This is a genomic window from Streptomyces sp. NPDC088197, from assembly GCF_044741185.1.
Classification (GTDB): Bacteria; Actinomycetota; Actinomycetes; order Streptomycetales; family Streptomycetaceae; genus Actinacidiphila.
Genome location: NZ_JBIUSD010000022.1, coordinates 13,600 through 34,158 on the forward strand (window position 1 = coordinate 13,600; position 20,559 = coordinate 34,158).

Sequence of the window (20,559 nt, forward strand, 5' to 3'; positions counted from 1 at the left end):
CTCATCCCGGTCCCACCGTCGGCGTACGTGGCGTGGAACTGCGCGCAGGCCCCCTTGCCCTCGCCCTCGGCGTCCTCGACGGTGACGCCGATCTGGACCATGCCGCTGCCCCGGGGCGCATCCCTCCCCGTGCGTGTAAGCCCCCGCGATGTCCCCGGCCGTGCCGCCGGTGCCCCAGCCCCAACTCCCGCAGCCCGCGGCGGAAGCGCTCCGTGCGGGGCCCACGATGAACGCCCCGCACACCGGAGCGAGCGCGCCGATCGACGCCGACGCGGCCTTGAACATCAGTGCTGTCATGCCCCTTTTCTCCATCAGGAGAATGCTGCCCCGGGGTCGTGGCGGCGCAGGGCGGACCGCACCGCCCGGCTTTCTGACACACTCACCGGCCGCCCCACCCCCTGACCCGCACAGATACCGCCCCACATCACGAAGCCACGGGACGCCGCACACAGCACCACCCACCGCGAATCAAATACGACAACCACCACCACAACAACAACACACCCCACAGCAGCCTCAGCAGGACGGGACCGGCTGGGTGAGATTCACCGGATTACCGTCAGGATCTGAGATATGGGCGACACGTTGTCCCCACGGCATGTCGGTGGGGCCGCCGCGGACCGAGCCGCCCAGCGCCTCCACCCGCCCGAGCGTCTCCTCGACGTCGGCGACCCCGATGCTGAGCAGGATCCGCGGCGCCGCAGGTGTACCCGGGTCCGCCTTGGCCACCAGCCCGAGGTCGGTGTCGCCGATGCGCAAGCCGAGGTAGAAGGCCGGGCCTTCCGCCGGCTCCCGGAAGATCTTCTCAGCGCCGAACAACTGCGTATAGAAGCCGAGCAGAACGTCCTGGTTCGCGGTCACGATCACGGGCTGGATGGTGGACATGGCACTCCTGTCGAGAACGGTCGTGTCGCTGGGTAGACCGTTCGGCGACGGCGAACTCATCGGACCCAGCACGCGGGCGCCCGGACCGGCGCCGGGCGCCCGCCCACCGGATTCCCCTACCGCCCCGCGCCGCCGCCGGGCAGGACCGGGCGGCCCCCCAGCCAGACACGGGACGGGGACAGGGACGCGTCCAGCTCCACCAAGTCCGCCCGCAGGCCCGGCCGCAGGACGCCGCGGTCGGACAGGCCCAGCAGCCGGGCCGGGGTGGTGGACGACATGCGGACGGCGTCCGCGAGCGGCACACCCACCGTAGTGACCGAGCGGCAGAACGCACGGGACACGAAGAGCGTCGAACCCGCGAGAGTGTCCGTGCCGCACAGCCGGGCCGCGCCTCCCGACACCGTCACCTCACGGTCCGCGAAACGGTACGTGCCGTCGCCCATGCCCGCCGCCGGCATCGCGTCGCTGACCAGGAGCAGGCGGTCGGCGCCTGCCGTGCGGTGGGCCAGGCGCACCGTGTCGTCGGCCAGGTGGTGGCCGTCGACGATCAGCTCGCAGGACAGCCGGGGGTCCAGGAGCGCCGCCGCGACGGGGCCCGGTTCCCGGTGGTCCAGCGGGGGCATCGCGTTGAACAGGTGGGTCACCGAGCGGGCGCCCGCACCGACCGCCCGCGCGAAGACCGCCGCGGACGCTTCGGTGTGGCCGAGGCTGATCACGAGACGATCGGCGTACTCCCTGATCAGCTCCAGCGCACCGGGCAGTTCCGGAGCCACCGTCATCGACACCGCATGGCCCCCGGCCGCGGTCAGCAGCCGCTCGACCACCGCACGGTCCGGCGCCCGCAGCGCGTCCGGGCTCTGCGCGCCGCGGCGGCCCGGCGACAGGAACGGGCCCTCGAAATGGATGCCCACCACGTTGGGCGCGGATCCGTCGTCGATGACCGAGGCGACCGCGCGCGCCGCCGCCTCCATCGCGGGCAGGGCGAGGCTGGCCACCGACGCGAGCATCGACGTGGTGCCGCGGGCGAGGTGCCCGGCCGCGGCGATCCGTACGTCGTCGGCGTTGCCGGTATAGACCGAACGGCCCGCCCCGCCGTGACAGTGCGGATCGACGAACCCCGGCACGACCAGCCGCCCCCGCAGATCCACCACCGGCTCCGGCACCGGGGGCGGACCGCCCTCGCCCATGGCATGGATCAGACCGCCGCGGACCAGCAGCCACCCCGGTGTCACAGCGCCGTCGGCCCGCACGAAGCGCCCGCCGGTCAGCACCTGCCCGCCGCCGGTCACCCGGCCGCCAGCAGCACGTCCACCGCTGCCCGCGCACACACCCCGGAGGCGCCGAACGTCCGCACCCAGCCGCGGAATCCGCCGAAGTCGTCGCCCGGCACGCCCATGTCGACCACGACGCACTCCGGCCACCGGGCCAGGACCTCGTCCAGGACCGGCCGCTGCCAGGGGAAGCGGTGCGGGCTGCGGACCAGCAGCACGACGTCGGCGTCCGGCCCGAACTCGTCCAGGTACAGGCCGATCTCGGCCCTGATCACTCCCTCCGCGTTGTACGTGTCACCGGCCACCGCCACCGACTCCACCTCAAGACCCGCCGCCCGCAACGGCTCCGCGATCCCCCACGACGCACCGCCCTGAGCGGGCGAATGCGTCGGGTCCAGCCGGACCACCATCACCTTCCGGCCGCGCAGCGCCGGGTCGCCGTGGACCTCGACCACCTCGCGCGCCAGCCGCGCGCCCACCGCGTCGTCGTGCACGGCGCCGGTCGCCCTGGGGCGCGTGCCGAGCTTGCCGATACGGGCGTTGGCCTCGCGCAGCCGCTCCTCCGGGAGCCTGCCGTCCTCGACCGCCGCGACCAGGGCCGCGGCTGCCGCGTCCACGTCGTCGCCGAACGCCCACGCGCCCAGGCACAGCGCGTCCGCGCCCGCCGCGATCGCCCGGACCGACGCCTCCGGCAGCCCCGCCACATCGCTGATGCCGCGCATCTCCAGCGCGTCGGTGATCACGACCCCGTCGTACCCGAGCTCACCGCGCAGCAGACCCGTCAGAACCGCCGGGCTGATCGTGGCGGGCACCGTGTCGAGCTGCGTCAGCAGCACGTGGGAGACCATGATGCTGTCGACGCCCGCCGCGATCGCCGCTCGGAACGGGTCCAGATAGTGGTCGACCAGCTCCTGGCGGGAGAGGTCGACGGTGGGCGTGCCCAGGTGGGCGTCGGTGGAGCTCAGCCCGTGGCCGGGGAAGTGCTTGGCGCACGCGCTCACCCCCGCCGCCTGGAGACCCTCCACCCACGCGGCGGCGTGCCGGGCCACCAGGGTCCGGTCCGCGCCGAAACAGCGGATGCCGTTCGGGCTCAGGGGATTGACCGCGGTGTCGACGGCGGGCCCCAGGTCCCAGTCGATGCCGGCCGCCACCAGCGACAGCCCGATCTGGTACGCCGCCTCTCGCGTCGACTCCGGATCGTCCAGCCGCCCCAGCGCGTGATTGCCGGGCACCGACGTACCCCCGTACGACTCCAGCCGGTTGACGTCACCGCCCTCCTCGTCGACGGACAGCAGCACATGCTCACGCAGACCGTGCAGGTCGGACGTCAACTGCCGGATCTGCTCGGCGGAGGCGATGTCCTTGCCGAACAGGACGAAGCCGCCGAGTCCCTCCTCGACACGGGCGCGGGCCCACCGGGGCACGGTCTTGCGCCCCAGCGCGGGGAACAGCACGCCATGGGCAAGGCGTGACAGCTCGGTCATGGAATCCTCACTCCTTCGATCGGTAAGCCCTACAGCGAAAGCCGGTCCGGTACACGGCACGCGGGTCATCCCTTGACCGCGCCGCTGGTCATCCCGCCGACAAGACGGCGCTGCACCAGCAGGAAGAAGACCAGGACCGGCAGCGAGAAAATGGTGGAGGCGGCGATCATCGCGCCGTAGTCGACGCTCTCCGACGTCTTGAACGACACCAGCCACACCGGGAGCGTGTAATTGCCCTGCGATTTCATGATCACGTAGGCGAACAGATAGTCGTCCCACGCGTTGACGAACGCGAAGATGGATGTGGCGACGATGCCCGGCATCAGCAGCGGCAGCAGCACCCGTACGTACATCTGGAACCGGCCGCACCCGTCGACCAGCGCCGCCTCCTCCAGTTCCACCGGGACCCCGTCCACGAAGCCGCGCAGCGTCCAGATCGTGAACGGCAGCACGAACGTCATGTACGTCAGCACCAGGCCGGGTACGTAATCCAGCGCGTTGATCGAGCGCAGCATCAGATACACCGGGATGACCATGGCCGCCGCCGGAATCATCTGCACCAGAACGAGGATCGCCAGCAGCACCTTCCGCCCCGCGAAACGGAAACGGGCGATGGCGATCGCCGCGAACAGCGCGATGACCAGCGACAGCACCACCGACGACAGGGTCACCGTCAGCGAATTGCGCACGAACACCCAGAAGTGCGGTTTGGCCAGGGCGCGTTGGAAGTTGCCCAGGCTGATCGGCCAGGGAATGAACTGCGGCACCGCGCTGAGGATCTTCCCGCGCGGCTTCAGCGCGGTGGCCACCATCCAGTAGACGGGGAAGAGCATCACCGCGGAGATCACCACGGCGATCGTGTTGTTGACGCTGCGGCGGCGCCGCGCGGGGGTCATGCGCATACTCATGCCGTCTCTCCCTGGTCGTCTCCCTGCTTCGCCGTCCTGCGGACGTAGGCGACGGAGAACACGGCGAGGATCAGTACGGTCACCACCGCGATCGTCGCGCCGCTGCCGTAGTCGTTGCGGCTGAAGGCGGTGATGTACGCGTACACCCCGAGCGTCGTGGTCTGCCCGTCGGGCCCGCCCTGCGTCAGCACCCAGATCGGGGTGAACGAATTCACCGACCAGATGACCTCCAGCAGGGTCAGGATCGCCAGCACCGGCCGCAGCACCGGAATCGTGATGTGCCGGAATGTCTGTAGCGTCCCCGCACCGTCCAGGCGCGCCGCCTCGTACAGCGACTCGGATATCTGGCCGCGCGCCGCGAAGAGCGTCAGCGCGACGAACGGCAGGCCCTTCCAGACCGTGAGCAGGATGACGAGCCCGAGCGCCTGGTGGGGGTGGGAGAACCAGTCGTACGCGGTGAGGTCTCCGAAGACCCGCACCTTGGTCAGCAGCCAGTTCGCGACCCCGTACTGCGGCTGGTACATCCACTGCCACACCAGCGTCGCCGCGACCATCGGCATCGCCCACACCAGGACCAGCGACACGGTCGTGACCACGCGGGCCCACGCCGAGACGCCGGTCAGCAGATGCGCGATCAGGAATCCGAGCACCATCAGCAGTGCCACGCACACCACGGTGAAGACCACCGTGCGCAGCAGGACCGAGCGGAAGTCCGCGTCGGAGAACAGGTGGGTGAAATTGTCGACGCCCACGAAATCGGCGTGCCCGGTGAACAGCGACCGGGGGCCGAAATCCTGCGTGGACAGCACCAGCAGGCGGAGCAGGGGATACCCCTGGATCAACAGCAGCGCGACAGCCGCGGGGGCGATCATCGCCCACGGCAGCAGACGCCGCCGGGCGGCGCCGCCCCGGGCCTGCGGCCGGGGGCGGACACCGGTCGGAGCGCGCCGGGCGCTCCGCTTTTCGGTCATTGCCATCGGGTTCCCCGAGGTCCTAGTGGAGCGAGTTGAATGCGTCGGTGGCGTGCTTGTCGTAGTCGGCGGACGCCTTGGCGATATCGGCGCCGCCCGCGATCTTCGAGAAGAACTGCTCGTTGTACCGCTCGGTCTCCAGCGTCGCCTCGCCCGGACTGCCCGGCAGCGGCTGGCTGATCTCCGCCGCCTTCGACGCGACGGTCAACTGCTCGGGAACACCGGTCGGGGTGAAGTCCGGCGAGATCGGCAGCAGATTGAGGGTGAGCGCCATCTTCTGCTGGAACTGCTTGCCGGTGATGATCCGCAGCCAGTCCTGCGCGGCCTTCTTGTCGGGGCTGTTGGCCGCGATGCCGATGGTCGAGCCGGACACGATCACCGGCATGGTCTTTTCCGCGGTGTAGCCCGGCATCGCGAAGAAGCCGATGTCGTCCTTGAGCGCGGGGTTCTTCTCCAGGACCGCCGCGGGCTCCCACGCCTTGACGTAGACCATCGCGGCCTTGCCGTCGGCGAAGAGCTGGTCCTGGTCGGGGCTGTCGGTGTTGACGCCGACCGAGGACTTGGTGGAGCAGGTGTTCTGGAAGGTGCGCCACGCGGCGAGGCCCGCCTGGTTGGCCGGTGAGGACATCTCGGCCTTCCAGGTGCCGTCCTTCTGCGTGGCGATGGTGCCGCCCTTGCCGAACAGGAACGGCATGCCGTTGAACCAGTACTGGCCCGGCAGGTAGAAGCCGGAGAAATTCGCCGTCTTCTTGTTGGCCGCCGCCAGCTTCCCGCAGTTCTCCTGGAGCTCGGCGACCGTCGTCGGCGGCTGCTGGATGCCCGCGTCGGCGAAGAGCTTCTTGTTGTACATGACGACCTTCGTGCCGCCGTAGAGCGGTGTGGCGTAGAGCTTGCCGTCGTACTGCGACGGGCCGGACAGCCCCGCCAGCCACTTCGCCGAGTTCTCGAAGCCGGCCTTCTCGGCGGTGAGGTCGGCGAGGCCCCCGGAGTACGTCTGAAGCGGGGTCTGCGTATTGCCCATCTCCACGATGTCCGGCGGATTCCCGCTGGCCAGCGCCGTGGTGATCTTCGTGGCGATGCCGTCCCACTGCTGGATCTGGACATCGACCTTCATGTCGGGGTGCTGCTTGGCGAACGCGGCGTTGACGTCCTTGATGAGCGCGTTGTCACCGGGGCCGCCGGTCATCATCCAGACCGTCAGCTTGCCGTCGGAAGCGGCGTCCGCGCCGCCGCTGCCGCCACAGGCCGTCAGCGCGAGCGCCATGACCGGGACCGACGTGACCGCGTACCGCCACCGTGCACGGTTCATCCTTCTCACCTTTCTGCTGCTGGGGTGGGCTGGTCGCCCTGCGTGGTGCTGGTTGTGGGGCATGCGCCGAGCCGTTCGAGCACCAGGTGCCGGTCGACGTCGATGCCCGCGATGTGCTCGGCGCTGATGCCGAGCGACGTGTAGTGCCGGTCGAGGGAGGACGCCATGGCGCCGAGGAGCCCCGCGGAGTCCCCCAGGTCGGAGTGCCTGACCGCGCTGCGCACCCCGACGGTCTCCGCGACCTGGTCGCTGATGGCCGTGAGCGCGTCGGCGCCGAACGACTCGGAGAATCCGCCGGTCAGCACCACGGTCTTCGGCTCGTAGGCGAGCGCGACGATCGACACGAGGTGGGCGAGCGAGGCGTGCACCTCGGCGAGGAGATCGGCGTACGTCACCGGGTCCGCGAACAGTTCCTGGGCGCCGCGGACCTGTACGCCGCGGGTGGCGGCGTACGCGACCAGGTCCGCGCCGGACAGCAGATCGCGCAGCCGCTCGGCGCGGCCGGGCAGCGGGAGCCGTCCGAACTCGCCCAGCAGCCCCTGCTCGCCGAGCAGGACGCGCCCGTCGATCGAGACCGCGGAGCCGAGGCCGGTGCCCATCGCCAGCAGGACCGCGGTCTCCCGGTCGGGGAGCGATCCGTACTGGAGCTCACCGAGCATGGCGACGTTGGAGTCGTTACCGACAGTAAGCGGAACTCCGACGAAGTCGGAGACCGCGTCGATGAAAGCGGTGCCCTTGATCTGGCCGAGATTGTGCGACGCGAGGACGGTCGTGCCGTCGCCGCTGACCACACCGGGCAGGCCGATCGTGACCGCCCGCAAAGGCGCGTCCTCCCGGTACCGGGTGACCAGGCCGGTGACCCGGTCGGCCACCCACCGGGCCAGCTCCTCGTCGGTCGCGCCGCGCGGAGTCGCGTCCCGGCTCCTGATCACCGCGCGGCCCAGCGCGTCGGCGACCACGACCCGGCAGTTGGTGCCGCCGAGGTCGATTCCGCAGACCAGAGCCGAGTCGGCGTTGAACCCGACTGCGGTGGACTGTCTGCCGGGGCCTTCGCGCACCAGTCTTTCGCCCTCGTGGACGAGCCGGTCCTCCATCAGGTCGTCGACGATCCGGAACACGGTCGCCCGGCTCAGGCCGGTGGTCGCGATCAACTGCTGACGGTCCATCTGGGCACCCGAGAGCAGCGCCGCCAGGACCGCGCTGCGGTTGGACGCTCGGGGTAGCGAGGTAGTTGCCACAATTCCTCTCAGGCTGAGATTAATTCGATGCGCTTACTGTAGCGACCAATCGGCGAACAGATCCAGACATGCGGATCACATTCCGGTAAAGCACGAGTGGTCACGGATGGTGACGGCTCCGAGATGCGGCGGTGCCGCGGAGGCGTGCGGGGTGCGTGATGGGACCGGGGCCGGAGCGCGCAGTTGTTCGGGGGGAGTTGACGGCCGGGCGGAAGCGCGTCGGGGAGCGCGGGGTGTCTGACGCGTGGAGCCAACGCGGGCCTGGCGCACCGCAGGTCGGCGTCGCCATGTACGCACGCGCACCGGGGAGACGTCCGCGCCGCCCGCGGAAGGGGGTTAACCCCACCCCGAGTTGGAGGCTGGCCCCACAGACCGGCGGGGCGCGGTCTCGATAGCTTCCGGTTGCGGGGATCGCGGAGGAGACGCGGCTCCCGGACCTCGCGCGGAACGGCGCTCGCTCCTACTCGGGAAGATCTACATGAACAGCTTGGGACTTCTGCCCCGCTTGACCGCCACGCCCCGACGGCAGGCCGGGGCGCTGACCGCCTTGACCGGGGCGCTTCTGGTCGCCTTCTTCATCGCGCCGAACGCGCTCGCCCGCAGTTCGGTCAACACGGGGAACGTCAGCGACATGTTCCGCCGCGGGATGGTCGCCTACTGGGGCTCGGGCAGGGAGGGCTTTCCGGGCCAACTGGACGCGACGGTGAGCTTCTGGTTCCGCTTTCACGTGGTGAAAGCCGGTGTCTCGGCGCTGCTCCTCGCCACCGTCGTGGCGCTGGGCGTCGTCCTGTGGCGCCAGGCCAGGCAGCGGACCGGCGGGCGTGTGGGACGCCTGTCCGTCGTGGCGCCCGGGGCCGTCGTCACGCTCCTCGGGCTCTTCGCCCTGGTGGCGCTGGTGGCCAACGTGCAGGGCGCGACGGCGCCGTTCGCCTCGCTGCTTCCCATGCTGACCGGGGGCGGCACGGACCGCGCACTCGACGGAACCCTGACCGACGTACGCAGGCAGCTCGCCGACTATCCCGCCGGTCAGCACTCCCCCGCGCTCACCGTCATGGTCAACGACTTCGCCGTCTACCACGCCGTCCTGGCCGCCATGGCCGCGCTCGTCGCGCTCGCGGCGGCGGTCGGATGCGTCCTGCTGTGGAGGCGGTCCAGGGCGGCGGCCGACGCCCGGTCGAAGCGCACGATGACGTTCGGCGTCGCCGCCGGCGCGGCGATGACGCTCAACGTGCTCGTCATCGCCTTCGCGAACGCCAGCAGCGCCGCGCACTCGCCGCAGGCGCTGGCCGACTTCTTCGCCGGCGGGTGGTGACCCGTCCGGGGCGACCGCCGCTGAGGTGGGCCGCCCCGGACACGCGTGTCACGTGCTGGTGAGTTCACCGGTGAGATTGCCGTGCATCTGGGCGCTGGCCCGGTTGAGGCCGACGATCTCCACGCTCTTGCCGCGGGCGGCGTACTTGGCGGTGACCGTGTCCAGGGCCGCGACGGAGGAGGCGTCCCAGATGTGCGCGTCGGTCAGGTCGATGACGACGGTACGGGGGTCGGCGGCGTAGTCGAAGCGGGTCACCAGGTCGTTGGCGGAGGCGAAGAAGAGCTCGCCGGTCACGGCGTAGACGACGCTGTCGCCGTCCGGGTCGGTGACGGCGGTGACCTCGGTGAAGCGGGCGACGCCGCGGGCGAAGATCACCATGGCGGTGATCGTGCCGACGACGACGCCGATGGACAGATTGCTGGTCGCGACGACGACCGCGACGGTCACGGCCATCACCACGGTCTCCCCGACCGGCATCCGTTTGAGGGTGGCGGGCTTGATCGAGTGCCAGTCGAACGTGCCGACCGAGACCAGGACCATGACGGCCACGAGGGCGGCCATGGGGATGTGGGAGACGACCGGGCCGAGCACGATGCACAAGATGAGCAGGAAGAACCCGGCCAGGAAGGTGGACAGGCGGGTCCGCGCGCCGTTCTTGACGTTGATCATCGTCTGGCCGATCATCGCGCAGCCGCCCATGCCGCCGAAGAAGCCGGTGACGATGTTGGCGACGCCTTGCCCGATGGACTCACGGGTCTTGTTGGAGTGGGTGTCGGTCATCTCGTCCACGAGCTTGGCGGTCATCAGCGACTCCATCAGCCCCACCAGCGCCATCGCCAGCGCGTAGGGGGCGATGACGGTCAGGGTGTGGACGGTGAAGGGCACGTCCGGCAGTCCTGGCACCGGCAGCGAGGAGGGCAGTTTGCCCTTGTCCCCGACGGTGGGCACCGCGATACCGGCGGCGACGGTGACCACGGTGAGGATCACGATCGAGACCAGCGGCGCGGGCACCGCCCTGGTCAGCCGGGGGAAGAACACCATCATCGCCAGACCGGCCGCGACCAGCGGATAGACCTGCCAGGGCACGTCGTGGAGGTTGGGGATCTGCGCGGCGAACAGCAGGATGCCGAGCGCGTTGACGAAGCCGACCATCACCGCGCGCGGTACGAACCGCATGAGCGTGGCCACGCCGAGCGCGCCCAGCGCGATCTGGATGATCCCGGCGAGGATCACCGTGGCGATGAGGTAGCCAAGGCCGTGCTGGCGGGCCACGGGAGCGACGACGAGCGCGACCGCGCCGGTGGAGGCGGAGATCATCGCGGGCCGGCCGCCGACGAACGCGATGACCATCGCCATCGTGCAGGCGGCGAACAGGCCGACCTTGGGATCGACGCCCGCGATGACGGAGAACGAGATCGCCTCCGGGATCAGCGCGAGTCCGACGACCAGACCGGCCAGGACCTCGACGCGGAAGACCTTCGGGGACAGCCACGGGGGCGGGGGCAGAGCGCGCAGGCGCGCGGACGGGAACGGGAAGGAGGTCGGCAACACCGGGGTGACCTGTCGTGCTCGGGCGCGGCCGGTCGGGGCAGCGCGGTCGTGGGGCGCAGGGCCGGGACGGCGGTGCGCGGATCGCCCGTCGGCGCGGGCGGACGTCCGGGAGCGCGGCCGAGCCGCACGGCAGTTGGCGGAGGCGACTCAGTACGCTGGTGATGTCACGGCGGGCAGCAGGCGGCGTACGGCTGTGGCATGCGCACGCTTCGTCTCTCCTGCTCGCGAAATGAGCGGGGGCGTCGTCGGCCCCGACACGGCGGTGGGCGGACACGACGGAGCCGCGCACCGTTGGGGAACGACGCACGTCGTCCTCAACAGCAGCGACTCTACCCTAACGTTAGGGTAGAGATGGGTTCAGGGCCGCACGGGACGCGGCGGTTCACCACCGGGGCGGCGTCCCGCGACGAGAAGGGGCCGAGAAGACGGTCGTGGGCAGCACACACATGCAGATCGGCGAGGTCGCCGAACGAACCGAGCTGTCCCTGCGGACGATCCGGCACTACGAGGAGGCCGGACTGGTCACCCCCTCCGCCCGGTCCCAGGGCGGTTTCCGGCTCTACACCGAGACCGACGTCGCCCGCCTCATGGTCATCCGCCGGATGAAGCCGCTCGGCTTCACCCTGGAGGAGATGCGCGACCTCCTCGACGCCACGGACCGGCTCGACGCGGCGGACCTCGCTCCGGGCGCCGAGCGCGACGCGCTGCTGGAGCGCGTCAGGGCCTACGAGCAGGCCGCCGTCCAGAAGATCCACGATCTGCGCGTCCAGTTGGCGCGCGCCGAGGACTTCGCCGCGACCCTCCGCGTACGCCTGGACCGCGCCCCCCGGCCCTGACCTCCCGTCACCGCCCGTCCGGACCCGGAGCGGTCCTCGCCGTGAGCGGCCCCCAGGAGGGCGCTCGCCTACCTCTGTCCCGCCGTTCGCGCGTCTTCTCGCCGGCGCCCGGGCCACGACGTGAGACCACCGAGTAGTACGTTTGTACTTGTACATCCGTACTACTCGGGAGGCGTCCGGCGTGCCGTACGTATTGCTCGGTCTGGCCATCGTGGCGGAGGTGCTGGGCACCAGCCTGCTCAAGAGCACCGAGGGGTTCACCCGGCTGTGGCCGACGGTGGTGTGCCTGGTCGCGTACGCGGGCGCGTTCGTCGCCCTGGCGGTGGCCGTGCAGAAGGGATTGCAGGTCAGTGTGGGGTACGCCGTGTGGTCGGGGCTGGGGACGACGCTGATCGTCATCATCGGGGCGCTCTTCCTGGGCGAGCCGGTCACGGCGGTGAAGGTCCTCGGGGTGGCCCTGGTGGTCGCCGGGGTAGCGGTGCTGAACCTCAGCGGTGCGCATTGACCGGGCGGCGCGATCCCGAGGGGCGTCGGCGGCGGATCACCGAGGCCGCGTGCCAGGTCATCGCCGAGTCCGGGGTGGGCGCCGTCACGCACCGCCTCGTCGCCGCGCGCGCCGGGGTGCCGCTCGGCGCGACCACGTACTACTTCGCGAGCCTGGACGACCTCACCGCCGCCGCGCTCCGCTACGCCGCCGATCTCTCGGCGCAGGAACTGCGCGCCTGGGAGACGGCTCTCCACGACAGCGCCGACGTTCCGGCCGCGCTGGCCGAGCTGACCGCCGCGTATCTCGCCGACCGTCCCCGCGCCCTGACCGAGATGCAGCTCTACCTCGCCGCCGCCTACCGCCCCGAACTCCGCCCCGCCGCCCGTGTCTGGGCCGACGGCCTCACCGACATCCTCACCGCGTACGCCACCCCGCGAGCCGCGCGAGCGGCCGTCACGTACCTCGACGGCGCTCTCCTCCACGCCCTCACCCGCGACGAGCCCCTGAGCGCGGCTTCGCTGTCGGCGACCCTCGCCGCCCTGCTCGGCTAGGGGGAAGGGGTCAGGCTTCGGTGTGGCCGGACCACCAGCCGAGGACGTGGCCGATGTGGCGGACCATGAGGTCTTCGCACGCGTCGGCGGAGCCCGCTTCGAGGAGGTCGAGCATCTCCAGGTGCTCGCGGGCGGATGCCTGGAGTTCTTCGGTGGCGACCAGGTCGGCGAGGCCGGTGAGGCGGGTCTGGGCGCGGAGGTCGGCGACGATGTCGTGCAGGCGCGTGTTGCCGACGAGCTTGAGCAGGGTGAGGTGGAAGGTCGTGTCGGCCTGGAGGTAGCGGGCGAGGTCGCCGTCACGGGCGCCGCGCACGATCTCCTCGGCGAGGCCGCGCAGATGGGCCAGGTCGGTGGGGGTGAGCCGGCCCGACAGGCGGCGGACCGCCGGGGCTTCGAGCAGTTGGCGGACGTCGACGATCGCGCGCAGATCGTCCTCGCTCACGGCGGTGACGCGGAAGCCCTTGTTGCGCAGGATCTCGACCATGCCGCGCTTGGCGAGGTTGAGCATGGCCTCGCGGACCGGGGTGGCCGAGACGCCGAAGCGGGCGGCGAGGGTCGGCGCGGAGAACACCTCGCCCGCGGGCATCTGACCGGAGACGATGGCCGCGGCGATCGCCTCCTCGACCCGCTCGCGCAGGCTGGTCGAGGGGGTGAGCAGCCCCAGAGATGTGCTGTCCTCAATCGCCATGATCGTCCCCATCACCAGTCAACAGCCATTCCCTGTCAGTGCAATGGCACATCTTACCGATCGGTCAGGTCCCGCACGCGGCGTGTGTCGGGACGACCGTGTCGAATGCGGCGGCCGGAACGCCCCGGCCGTCGGGGCGTGGCCCGCGCACGGTGAGTCCGTCCAATCCGGCCGCTGCCGCGTCCTCGGCGAACCGGCGGTAGGTGTCCCGGTCGTGGAACGGACGGGTCCCGTCGAGTGCCACCTGGGCGGTGCGCCGGATCTGCTTGCCCGGCGCCATGGCGGCGATCGCCGTGTCCGGATTCCGGTGCCGCCCGGTGACCGCCGCCAGCCGCTGTCAGGCGGAGCGGTGTCCCCAGTTCTGCGACGCACCCGCTGCCGCGCGCCGCTGGGGAACCCGCCAGGGGTTGTCGTCGCGCAACGGCGCAGGCAGCAGCTCCGGCGGGCAGTCCTGGAAGACCACGGGGCGCAGGAAGCGCTGGATCGCGGCCGTGCCGACGGACGTCGTCGCCGGGGCGGTGGTGGCGGGAAATGGCCCCCCGTGCTGCATCGCGGGGGTCACCGCGACGCCGGTCGGCCAGCCGTCGAACAGCAGGCGGCCCACTCGTTCCCTCAGCACCGCGACAAGGCCGCGCAGCCACGCGTCGCTCTCCCCCGCGGCGCGGTGCACCGTGGCGGTGAGCGCGCCGGGGAACAGCTCCCCGACCGCCGCCACCAGGAGGTCGAGGCGGTCGGGGTCGTAGCGCACGACGACCGACAGGGGGCCGAACGCCTCGTCGAGCAGTGTGGCGCGGTGCTTCAGCAGATCGCCGAGTCCGACCTCGACCAGGGTCGGTGCGGCCAGGCTCCGGCCGGATGCCTCGACCTCCACCGATCCCTCGGCCAGTACGGACACGCCCGGGGTCGCGAGCACGGCGGCGCGGCGCGCGGTGTAGGCGGCGGCCATGCCCTCGTGCAGCAGCGGGTGGCCGGGCACCGCGCCCGCCGCCGAGCCGAGCGTGTCGGCGAGGCCGTGGCCGTCCGGAAGGAAGAGGAAGCCGGGTTTGGTGCAGAGCTGTCCCGCCGAGCCGGACACGCTGGCCACGAAGCCGGTCGCGAGGGTGTCGGCCCGCTCGGCCAGCGCGCCCGGTGTCACGACGACCGGGTTCACGCTGCCCAGTTCGCCGTAGAAGGGGATCGGGCGCTCACGTCCGGCGGCGATCGCGGCGAGCAGTCGGCCGACCTTGTAGGAGCCGGTGAACGCCGCCGCGGCGATCCGGTCGTCGTCGCGTAGCAGCCGCACGGCGGCGTCCTGGTCGTGGACCACGTCGAAGGTCTCCGCGGGCAGGCCGGCCGTGGCCACCGCGGCCCGCACCTTCTCGGCGGTCAGCGCCGACAGCCGCGGGTGGCCGGGGTGCGCCTTCAGGATCACCGGACAGCCGGCCGCCAGCGCGGAAGCCGTGTCGCCTCCGGCGACGGAGAACGCGAAGGGGAAGTTGCTCGCGGCGAACACCAGCACCGGACCCACCGGCAGATTGAACCGCCGCAGGTCGGGACGGGGGCCCAGGACGAAGTCCGGGTCGGCCGCGTCGAGCCGCACGTCGAGGAACTCCCCCTCGGCGCACACGTCGGCGAACATCCGCAGTTGTACGACCGTGCGCTTCAGCTCTCCGGTCAGGCGTGCCTCGGCCAGTCCGGTCTCCGCCATGGCGAGCGGGATCAGCTCGTCGGCCGCGGACGACAGCGCGTCCGCGATCGCGTTGAGCAGCGCCGCGCGCTCGGCCGGGGAGGTCTCGGTCAGATCCATGCCGCCTCCTCGGACGGCGCGAGAGCTGCTGGACACGGGCCGGCTGCCGGGCGCAGTCGTCGTCGCGCCCGCATGTCAGGCCGCTTCCGCGGACAGCGCTTCGATGCCGGAGATCGCGCGGTCCATCGCGGCGCGCACCTGCTTCTCGTGGTCAGGGGTGAGCGGTCCGCGCGGCGGGCGGCACGGGCCGCCGTATCGGCCGACCATGTCCATTCCCACCTTGATGGCCTGCACGAATTCCGTCCGCGAATCCCAGCGGAAGACGGTGACCAGTTGCTTGTAGAGCTCCCGGGCCTGGTCGTACCGCCCGGCGACCATGTGCTCGTAGATCGCGACGGACTCGGCGGGGAAGGTGTTGGGGAAGCCCGCGAACCAGCCGACGGCGCCGTCGAGCATCAGCTCCAGGAGGACGTCGTCGGCGCCCGCGATGATGTCGATGTCGCAGAGTTCGCTGATCTCGAAGGCCCGCCGGACGTCGCCGCTGAACTCCTTGACCGCGACCACCCCGTCGATCTCGGCGAGTTCCGCGATCAGGGGCGGCAGGAGGTCGACCTTGGTGTCGACCGGGTTGTTGTAGATCATCGTCGGCAGGCCGACCCCGGCGATGTGCCGGTAGTGCTCGACCACCTGCTCGTCGCTGGCCCGGTAGAGGGTGGGCGGCAGGGCGAGTACGGCGTCCGCGCCGTCTGCCTTGGCCAGTTCGGCCCAGTGCTCGGCCTGGTGCCAGCCCGCGCCGTGCACACCGGCCAGTACCAGTCCGCGCCCGCCGACGGCCTCGACGGCCACCTGCACCACGCGGCGGCGCTCCTCGTCGGTGAGCGACGAGTACTCGCCGAGCGAGCCGTTCGGCCCGACGCCGCGGCAGCCGTTGCTGATCAGCCAGTCGCAGTGCTCCGCGTATCGCTCGTAGTCGACGGCGAGCCCTGCGGGGGCGGAGCTGTCCGGCTTGTAGGGCAGCGCCGTCGCGACGATGACGCCGCCGAGGTCGAAGTGCTCACTGGTCATGGTCTGCCTTTCATCGGTGGGGTGTTCTGAGGGGGTCGGCGGGAAGGGGGGTGGTGGTCGATGGGGCCGCCGCCGGCTGGACCGTGGCGATGTCGCCGAGCCGGACCGGTACGACGATCGGGCGCTGGGCCATACGTCCCTGGTCCAGCGGCGCGGTCGGCAGGAGGTCCTCGACGTTCCGGCCGCAGGTGCGGCCCTGGCACATGCCAAGACCCGCGCGGGAGCTGAGCTTGAGGGAACGCAGCCCGCAGCTCCCGGTGGCGGTGGCCGCGGCGCGCAACCGCTCCGCGGTCACGTCCTCGCAGCGGCACACGACGGTGCTGTCGTCGACCCATGACCGCCAGCCGGGCCGGATGCCGTGTGCGCGGTGCATGCGGTCGGCGAAGGCGCGGTGGCGGGTCACCTCAGCGGTGCCACCGGCCCGGCCCGCAGCGGGCCGACCGGCGGCAGCCCGACCGGCCGCGGCTCGTCCCGCCGCCTCGCCCTCGGCGAGGGCCAGGTCCGCGCCGCCGATACCGGTGATCTCACCGGCCGCGTAGACACCGGGTACGGAGGTGCGCTGTTCGTCGTCCACGCGCACGCTTCCGTCGGCGGTGAGCGCGCAGCCCGCCGAGATGGCGATCTCGGTGCGCGGGACGAACCCGTGGCCGACGCACACCGCGTCGACCTCGATACGCCGCTCGGTGCCCTCGCGCGGTGTCCAGTCGTCGGTGATCCGGGCGACGGTGACGGCTGTCACCCGGTCGTCGCCGTGCGCGGCCACGACGGCCGCGCCGGTGCGGTACGGGACGCGCCGTACGGCCAACGCGCCGACGTATCCGCCGAGTTCGGCGGACTTGGACAGCACGTCCTTCGGGCGCATCTCGTACGGGCGGGGCAGCCAGCCGCGGGCGATCCGCCGCCAACTGCTCGCCTCGACGACGCCGACCACGCTCGCGCCCACGTGGAGGAGGCCGGTGGCCACGGGAAGCAGGAACGGACCGGTGCCCGCGACCAGGACCCGCCTGCCCACGGCGACGCCGTCGCCCTTGGCCATCGCCTGCGCGGCGCCCGCCGTGTAGACGCCCGGCAGGTCCCAGCCCGGGAACGGCAGCGTGCGCTCGTGCGCTCCGGTGGCGATCACCAGGGCGCGGGGTTCGAAGACCCGGCGGCGCCGGTCAGCGCCGTCGGCCGGGCCGACCAGCGTGTGGACGACCGGCGGCCCCGCGTCGCGGCGGTCCACCGCCCAGACCTGGGCGCCGGTGACGATCTCGCAGTCGGCGTCCCGCGTCAGCGCGGCGCGCAGCGCGGTGAACCGGGACCACTTGTGCTGCGGCGCGTGGCTGTCCGGGGCGGAAGTCCCGGCCGCCGCGTGGCTGTCTTCGTCGGAATTCCCGGTCGGCGCATGGCCTTCCGGCGCGGAAATCCCGGTCGCCGCGTGTCGCCAGAACTGGCCGCCCAGGACGGCCGACGCGTCGAGCAGGACGACCCGCGCCCCGCTGAGCCGGGCCGCCCGAGCCGCGGCGAGCCCTGCCGGTCCCGCTCCGATCACCAGCACGTCAACGCTCGACATCGCTCGCCCCCGTCTCGACGATGTCGCCGTCGGCCACCAGCCGTTGGCAGGCCCGCACGTCACCGAGGCCGTTCACCGTCACCAGGCAGTCGAAGCAGACGCCGATGCCGCAGAACAGGCCGCGGGGCCGACCGGTGCCGGCGGTGGTGCGCCAGGAGACCCGGCCCCGCGTCATCAGCAGTCCCGCGATGGTCTGTCCCTGCGGGGCGGACAGCCGTTCGCCGTCCAGCGTCACGGAGATCTTCATCCGGTGGTCTCCTCCTTCAGTCCCAGCGACGGTCGGGTCACGGCGTACGGGGCGGCCGGGATCTCGGGCTCCGCGCCGGTCATCAGCGCGCCGATCAGTTCCGCTGTGCCGGGCGCGAGCCCGATGCCCGCGCCCTCGTGTCCGGTCGCGTGCCACAGTCCGGGCAGCCGGGGGTCGGGCCCGATGACCGGGAGGTGGTCGGGTACGAACGGCCGGAAGCCGCCGTACGCGCGCATGACCGGAACGTCGGCCAGAAAGGGGAAGAGCAGCATGGCTTTGGCGGCGAGTTCGCCGACCACCGCGGCCTCGATCCGCTCGTCGAATCCCCGGCGCTCGCGCGAGGAGCCGATGAGTACGGTCCCGGCCGCCGTCGACTCGACGACGCTGGACGTCTGGAGGGCCGCGTCCCCCGACTCGACGGCTCCGACATAATCCGCGTCGTACACCTTGTGCCGGACGCGGTGCGGCATGCGCGCGGTGACCAGGACGGTCCCGCGTCGGGGCAGCACCGGGAGGCGGACGCCGAGTCCGGCCGCGACCTCGGCGGACCAGGGTCCGGCGGCCACGACCGTGTGCTCGGCGGCGAAGCGCCCGGCCGTGGTCTCCACACCGACGAGCCGTCCGCGGTCCACGACGCCGCCGAGAACGGTGACGCCCTGTCGTACCCGTGCGCCGTGCCGACGAGCAGAGGCGAGCAGCGCCTCCGTCGCGACGGCCGGTTGGACCTGGGCGTCGCCGGGATAGAAGACGGCCGCTTCGACGCGCGGCGTCAGGTCGGGTTCCAACTCGGCGGCCTCCGCCGCCGTCACCGCACGGGCGTCCACGCCCGCCTTCCGCTGGGTGGACGCGAATGCCAGGAGCGCGTCCGCCCCCTCCCCCATCGTCGCGACCACCAGGCCGCCCTTCGCCTCGAACTCGAGGTCGGGGAAGCCGGGCCCCAACTCCTCCCCCAGTTCGGCGGCGAATTCGGTCCACAGGCGGCCGGACAGCACCGCGAGGTCGAGTTCGGCGCCGGGGCCCTTGTCAGAGACCAGGATGTTGCCCTCCCCGCTGGACGACGTCCCTCCGGCGGACGCGCCGCGGTCCAGGACGGTCACCCGGAATCCGCCCATGGCCAACTTCCTGGCCACGGCGGCCCCGATGATCCCGGCCCCCACGATGACGACGTCCGCACTCCGCATTTCAGTAGCATGTCACATGTCACGCGTCATTGATAGACGTGGCTCAGGGCGATACGCGCAGGCCACCGGACGCGCGGCCCGACGCGGGGATGACGGAGAATGCCAGGGCGGCCAGCAGCGCCGTGATCGCGGCGAGGGCCAGCGAGCAGGAGAGGGACCGGCTCGCCAGGGGTCCGGCGGTGGCCGCCCCCAGGGCGAAAGCGGTGATCTTCAGACTGGCGCCCGTGGTGAAGATCTGGCCTCGCAGGTGCGCGGGGGCCTCGCGGTGGCGGACGGCGAACAGGGCGGCGAGTTGGGGGCCTTCGCCGATTCCCGCCAGGAGGAAGGCCGCGACGAGCGCGGCCGGGTGGCCCCCTACGGCCAGGGCCCAGGCGGCGGACTGGACGAGGGCCCCGGCCCAGATGATCGCGTCGGGGGCCGCCGCACGGGGAAAGCGGGCGAGCGCGGTGGTGGCCAGCAGGGCGGAGACCGCCGCGCAGGAGAGCAGGAGAGCGCCGCGGCCGGCGCCGCCCAGGCCCCGCTCGCCCAGGAGCGGGAGGCAGGCGGTCACCATGCCTTGGGCGACGCAGGAGATCACCGAGGTGAGGGTCGCCCGGGCCAGCGCGGGTCGGCCGAGGATGACCCGGGTTGCGGCGGCGAGGTCGTGGAGCACCGACGTGGCCCGGACACCACGTGCCGGACCCGGGCGGCCGGGCAGCGTCCACGCGGCGGGCAGCGCCAGGGCGATGAGCGTGAGGGAGACGACCACGGCTGTCGAGGCGCCGAGCGCCACCGCCACACCGCCCGCGAGAGCCGGACCGGCCAGGCTCGCGGCGCTGAAGGTCATCGCGTCGAGGGCGTTCGCGCGGTGCAGGCGGTCGCCCGTTGCCACGCGCGGGAGTTGGGCCGTCCATCCGCCGGACAGGGCAGGTCCCAGCAGTCCGGTCGCCACGGCGATCACGATGGTGACGGGGAACGGCAGGCGGGCGAGCCCCGCGAGGATCACGCCGAGCCCGGTCGCGTAGAAGGCGAGGGCCCAGGCGAGCAGGCGCCCCGGTCGTACGGCTCGGTCGAGGAATGCGCCGAGCAGCGGCCCGCCGACCGCGGCGGAGACCGTGATGCCCGCGAGCAGCGAGGACGCGGTGGTGGTCGAACCGGCGAGGGCGAAGCCCGCCAGCATCAGGGCCGGTCCCGACATCTCGTCGCCGGTACGGGCGGCGACCGCTCCGGTGAGATAGCGGCGGAGCGTGTAACGGTAACTCATCTCCAGGACGTTACGCAGGTAACTCAAATATCGGCAAGATGCGTTACATTCGAC

20 protein-coding genes are annotated in these 20,559 nt (G+C 71.8%); 4 read left to right on the plus strand and 16 right to left on the minus strand.

Translation table 11 applies throughout. The annotated features are described in order from the left end of the window. Positions 1 to 516 precede the first annotated feature (516 nt). The 7 genes from ACIOC1_RS32835 to ACIOC1_RS32865 form a co-directional block, all read right to left on the minus strand. Positions 517 to 885, minus strand: coding sequence for a VOC family protein (locus tag ACIOC1_RS32835; RefSeq protein ID WP_401857842.1), 369 nt, complete (start codon positions 883 to 885; stop codon positions 517 to 519). 116 nt (positions 886 to 1,001) lie between these two features. Next, positions 1,002 to 2,174 carry an N-acetylglucosamine-6-phosphate deacetylase gene (gene nagA / locus ACIOC1_RS32840; protein WP_401857845.1) on the minus strand — a complete coding sequence of 391 codons (1,173 nt, stop codon included), beginning with the start codon at positions 2,172 to 2,174 and terminating at the stop codon, positions 1,002 to 1,004. Next, entirely contained in the window at positions 2,171 to 3,640 is a 1,470-nt protein-coding gene (locus ACIOC1_RS32845) for a glycoside hydrolase family 3 protein (RefSeq protein ID WP_401857848.1), read from the minus strand. Before ACIOC1_RS32845 ends, nagA begins: the two co-directional genes overlap by 4 nt. Positions 3,641 to 3,705: 65 nt before the next feature. After that, positions 3,706 to 4,548, minus strand: coding sequence for a carbohydrate ABC transporter permease (locus tag ACIOC1_RS32850; protein WP_355343469.1), 843 nt, complete (start codon positions 4,546 to 4,548; stop codon positions 3,706 to 3,708). Next, complete coding sequence (locus ACIOC1_RS32855; protein ID WP_391051734.1) at positions 4,545 to 5,519, minus strand: ABC transporter permease subunit; 975 nt, start codon at positions 5,517 to 5,519, stop codon at positions 4,545 to 4,547. The genes ACIOC1_RS32850 and ACIOC1_RS32855 overlap by 4 nt, the downstream gene beginning before the upstream one ends. Positions 5,520 to 5,541: 22 nt before the next feature. After that, the gene (locus ACIOC1_RS32860) at positions 5,542 to 6,828 is read right to left on the minus strand and encodes an extracellular solute-binding protein (protein ID WP_401857851.1); all 1,287 of its coding nucleotides are present in this window, start codon (positions 6,826 to 6,828) and stop codon (positions 5,542 to 5,544) included. A 5-nt stretch (positions 6,829 to 6,833) separates the two neighbouring features. Next, entirely contained in the window at positions 6,834 to 8,066 is a 1,233-nt protein-coding gene (locus ACIOC1_RS32865) for an ROK family protein (protein WP_355343478.1), read from the minus strand. 505 nt (positions 8,067 to 8,571) lie between these two features. On the opposite strand from ACIOC1_RS32865, the gene ACIOC1_RS32870 reads away from it, so the two are divergent. Further along, entirely contained in the window at positions 8,572 to 9,378 is an 807-nt protein-coding gene (locus ACIOC1_RS32870) for a tat (twin-arginine translocation) pathway signal sequence (RefSeq protein ID WP_401857855.1), read from the plus strand. Positions 9,379 to 9,426: 48 nt separating this feature from the next. Here ACIOC1_RS32870 and ACIOC1_RS32875 read toward each other — a convergent pair whose 3' ends face one another. Further along, positions 9,427 to 10,929: a SulP family inorganic anion transporter gene (locus ACIOC1_RS32875; RefSeq protein WP_401857858.1), complete on the minus strand. Its 1,503-nt coding sequence runs from the start codon at positions 10,927 to 10,929 to the stop codon at positions 9,427 to 9,429. 431 nt (positions 10,930 to 11,360) lie between these two features. Between ACIOC1_RS32875 and ACIOC1_RS32880 the strand changes: the two genes are divergently transcribed. The 3 genes from ACIOC1_RS32880 to ACIOC1_RS32890 all read left to right on the plus strand — a co-directional run bounded on the left by ACIOC1_RS32880 (position 11,361) and on the right by ACIOC1_RS32890 (position 12,803). Continuing rightward, positions 11,361 to 11,765, plus strand: a complete 405-nt coding sequence (locus ACIOC1_RS32880) for a MerR family transcriptional regulator (RefSeq protein ID WP_355343487.1) — start codon at positions 11,361 to 11,363, stop codon at positions 11,763 to 11,765. 181 nt (positions 11,766 to 11,946) lie between these two features. Next, positions 11,947 to 12,270, plus strand: a complete 324-nt coding sequence (locus tag ACIOC1_RS32885; protein WP_188282846.1) for a multidrug efflux SMR transporter — start codon at positions 11,947 to 11,949, stop codon at positions 12,268 to 12,270. Further along, positions 12,267 to 12,803 (plus strand): TetR/AcrR family transcriptional regulator, encoded by a 537-nt coding sequence (locus ACIOC1_RS32890; RefSeq protein ID WP_401857861.1) that lies wholly within the window; start codon positions 12,267 to 12,269, stop codon positions 12,801 to 12,803. Before ACIOC1_RS32885 ends, ACIOC1_RS32890 begins: the two co-directional genes overlap by 4 nt. Positions 12,804 to 12,813: 10 nt before the next feature. On the opposite strand, the gene ACIOC1_RS32895 is transcribed toward ACIOC1_RS32890, so the two are convergent. The 8 genes from ACIOC1_RS32895 to ACIOC1_RS32930 form a co-directional block, all read right to left on the minus strand. Beyond that, positions 12,814 to 13,491 carry a GntR family transcriptional regulator gene (locus tag ACIOC1_RS32895; protein WP_355343494.1) on the minus strand — a complete coding sequence of 226 codons (678 nt, stop codon included), beginning with the start codon at positions 13,489 to 13,491 and terminating at the stop codon, positions 12,814 to 12,816. A 64-nt stretch (positions 13,492 to 13,555) separates the two neighbouring features. Beyond that, positions 13,556 to 13,771 carry a hypothetical protein gene (locus ACIOC1_RS32900; RefSeq protein ID WP_401857864.1) on the minus strand — a complete coding sequence of 72 codons (216 nt, stop codon included), beginning with the start codon at positions 13,769 to 13,771 and terminating at the stop codon, positions 13,556 to 13,558. Between the two features lie 57 nt (positions 13,772 to 13,828). Beyond that, complete coding sequence (locus tag ACIOC1_RS32905) at positions 13,829 to 15,277, minus strand: aldehyde dehydrogenase (NADP(+)) (protein WP_401857867.1); 1,449 nt, start codon at positions 15,275 to 15,277, stop codon at positions 13,829 to 13,831. Between the two features lie 75 nt (positions 15,278 to 15,352). After that, a complete protein-coding gene (locus tag ACIOC1_RS32910; RefSeq protein ID WP_355343503.1) occupies positions 15,353 to 16,282 on the minus strand; it encodes a dihydrodipicolinate synthase family protein in 930 nt (309 codons plus the stop codon). A 10-nt stretch (positions 16,283 to 16,292) separates the two neighbouring features. Beyond that, entirely contained in the window at positions 16,293 to 17,834 is a 1,542-nt protein-coding gene (locus tag ACIOC1_RS32915; protein WP_401857870.1) for an FAD-dependent oxidoreductase, read from the minus strand. Then, the gene (locus ACIOC1_RS32920) at positions 17,821 to 18,081 is read right to left on the minus strand and encodes a (2Fe-2S)-binding protein (RefSeq protein WP_401314159.1); all 261 of its coding nucleotides are present in this window, start codon (positions 18,079 to 18,081) and stop codon (positions 17,821 to 17,823) included. Before ACIOC1_RS32920 ends, ACIOC1_RS32915 begins: the two co-directional genes overlap by 14 nt. After that, the gene (locus ACIOC1_RS32925; protein WP_401857873.1) at positions 18,078 to 19,262 is read right to left on the minus strand and encodes an NAD(P)/FAD-dependent oxidoreductase; all 1,185 of its coding nucleotides are present in this window, start codon (positions 19,260 to 19,262) and stop codon (positions 18,078 to 18,080) included. The genes ACIOC1_RS32920 and ACIOC1_RS32925 overlap by 4 nt, the downstream gene beginning before the upstream one ends. Before the next feature lie 43 nt (positions 19,263 to 19,305). After that, positions 19,306 to 20,505, minus strand: a complete 1,200-nt coding sequence (locus ACIOC1_RS32930; protein ID WP_401857876.1) for an MFS transporter — start codon at positions 20,503 to 20,505, stop codon at positions 19,306 to 19,308. Between the last annotated feature and the right edge of the window lie 54 nt (positions 20,506 to 20,559).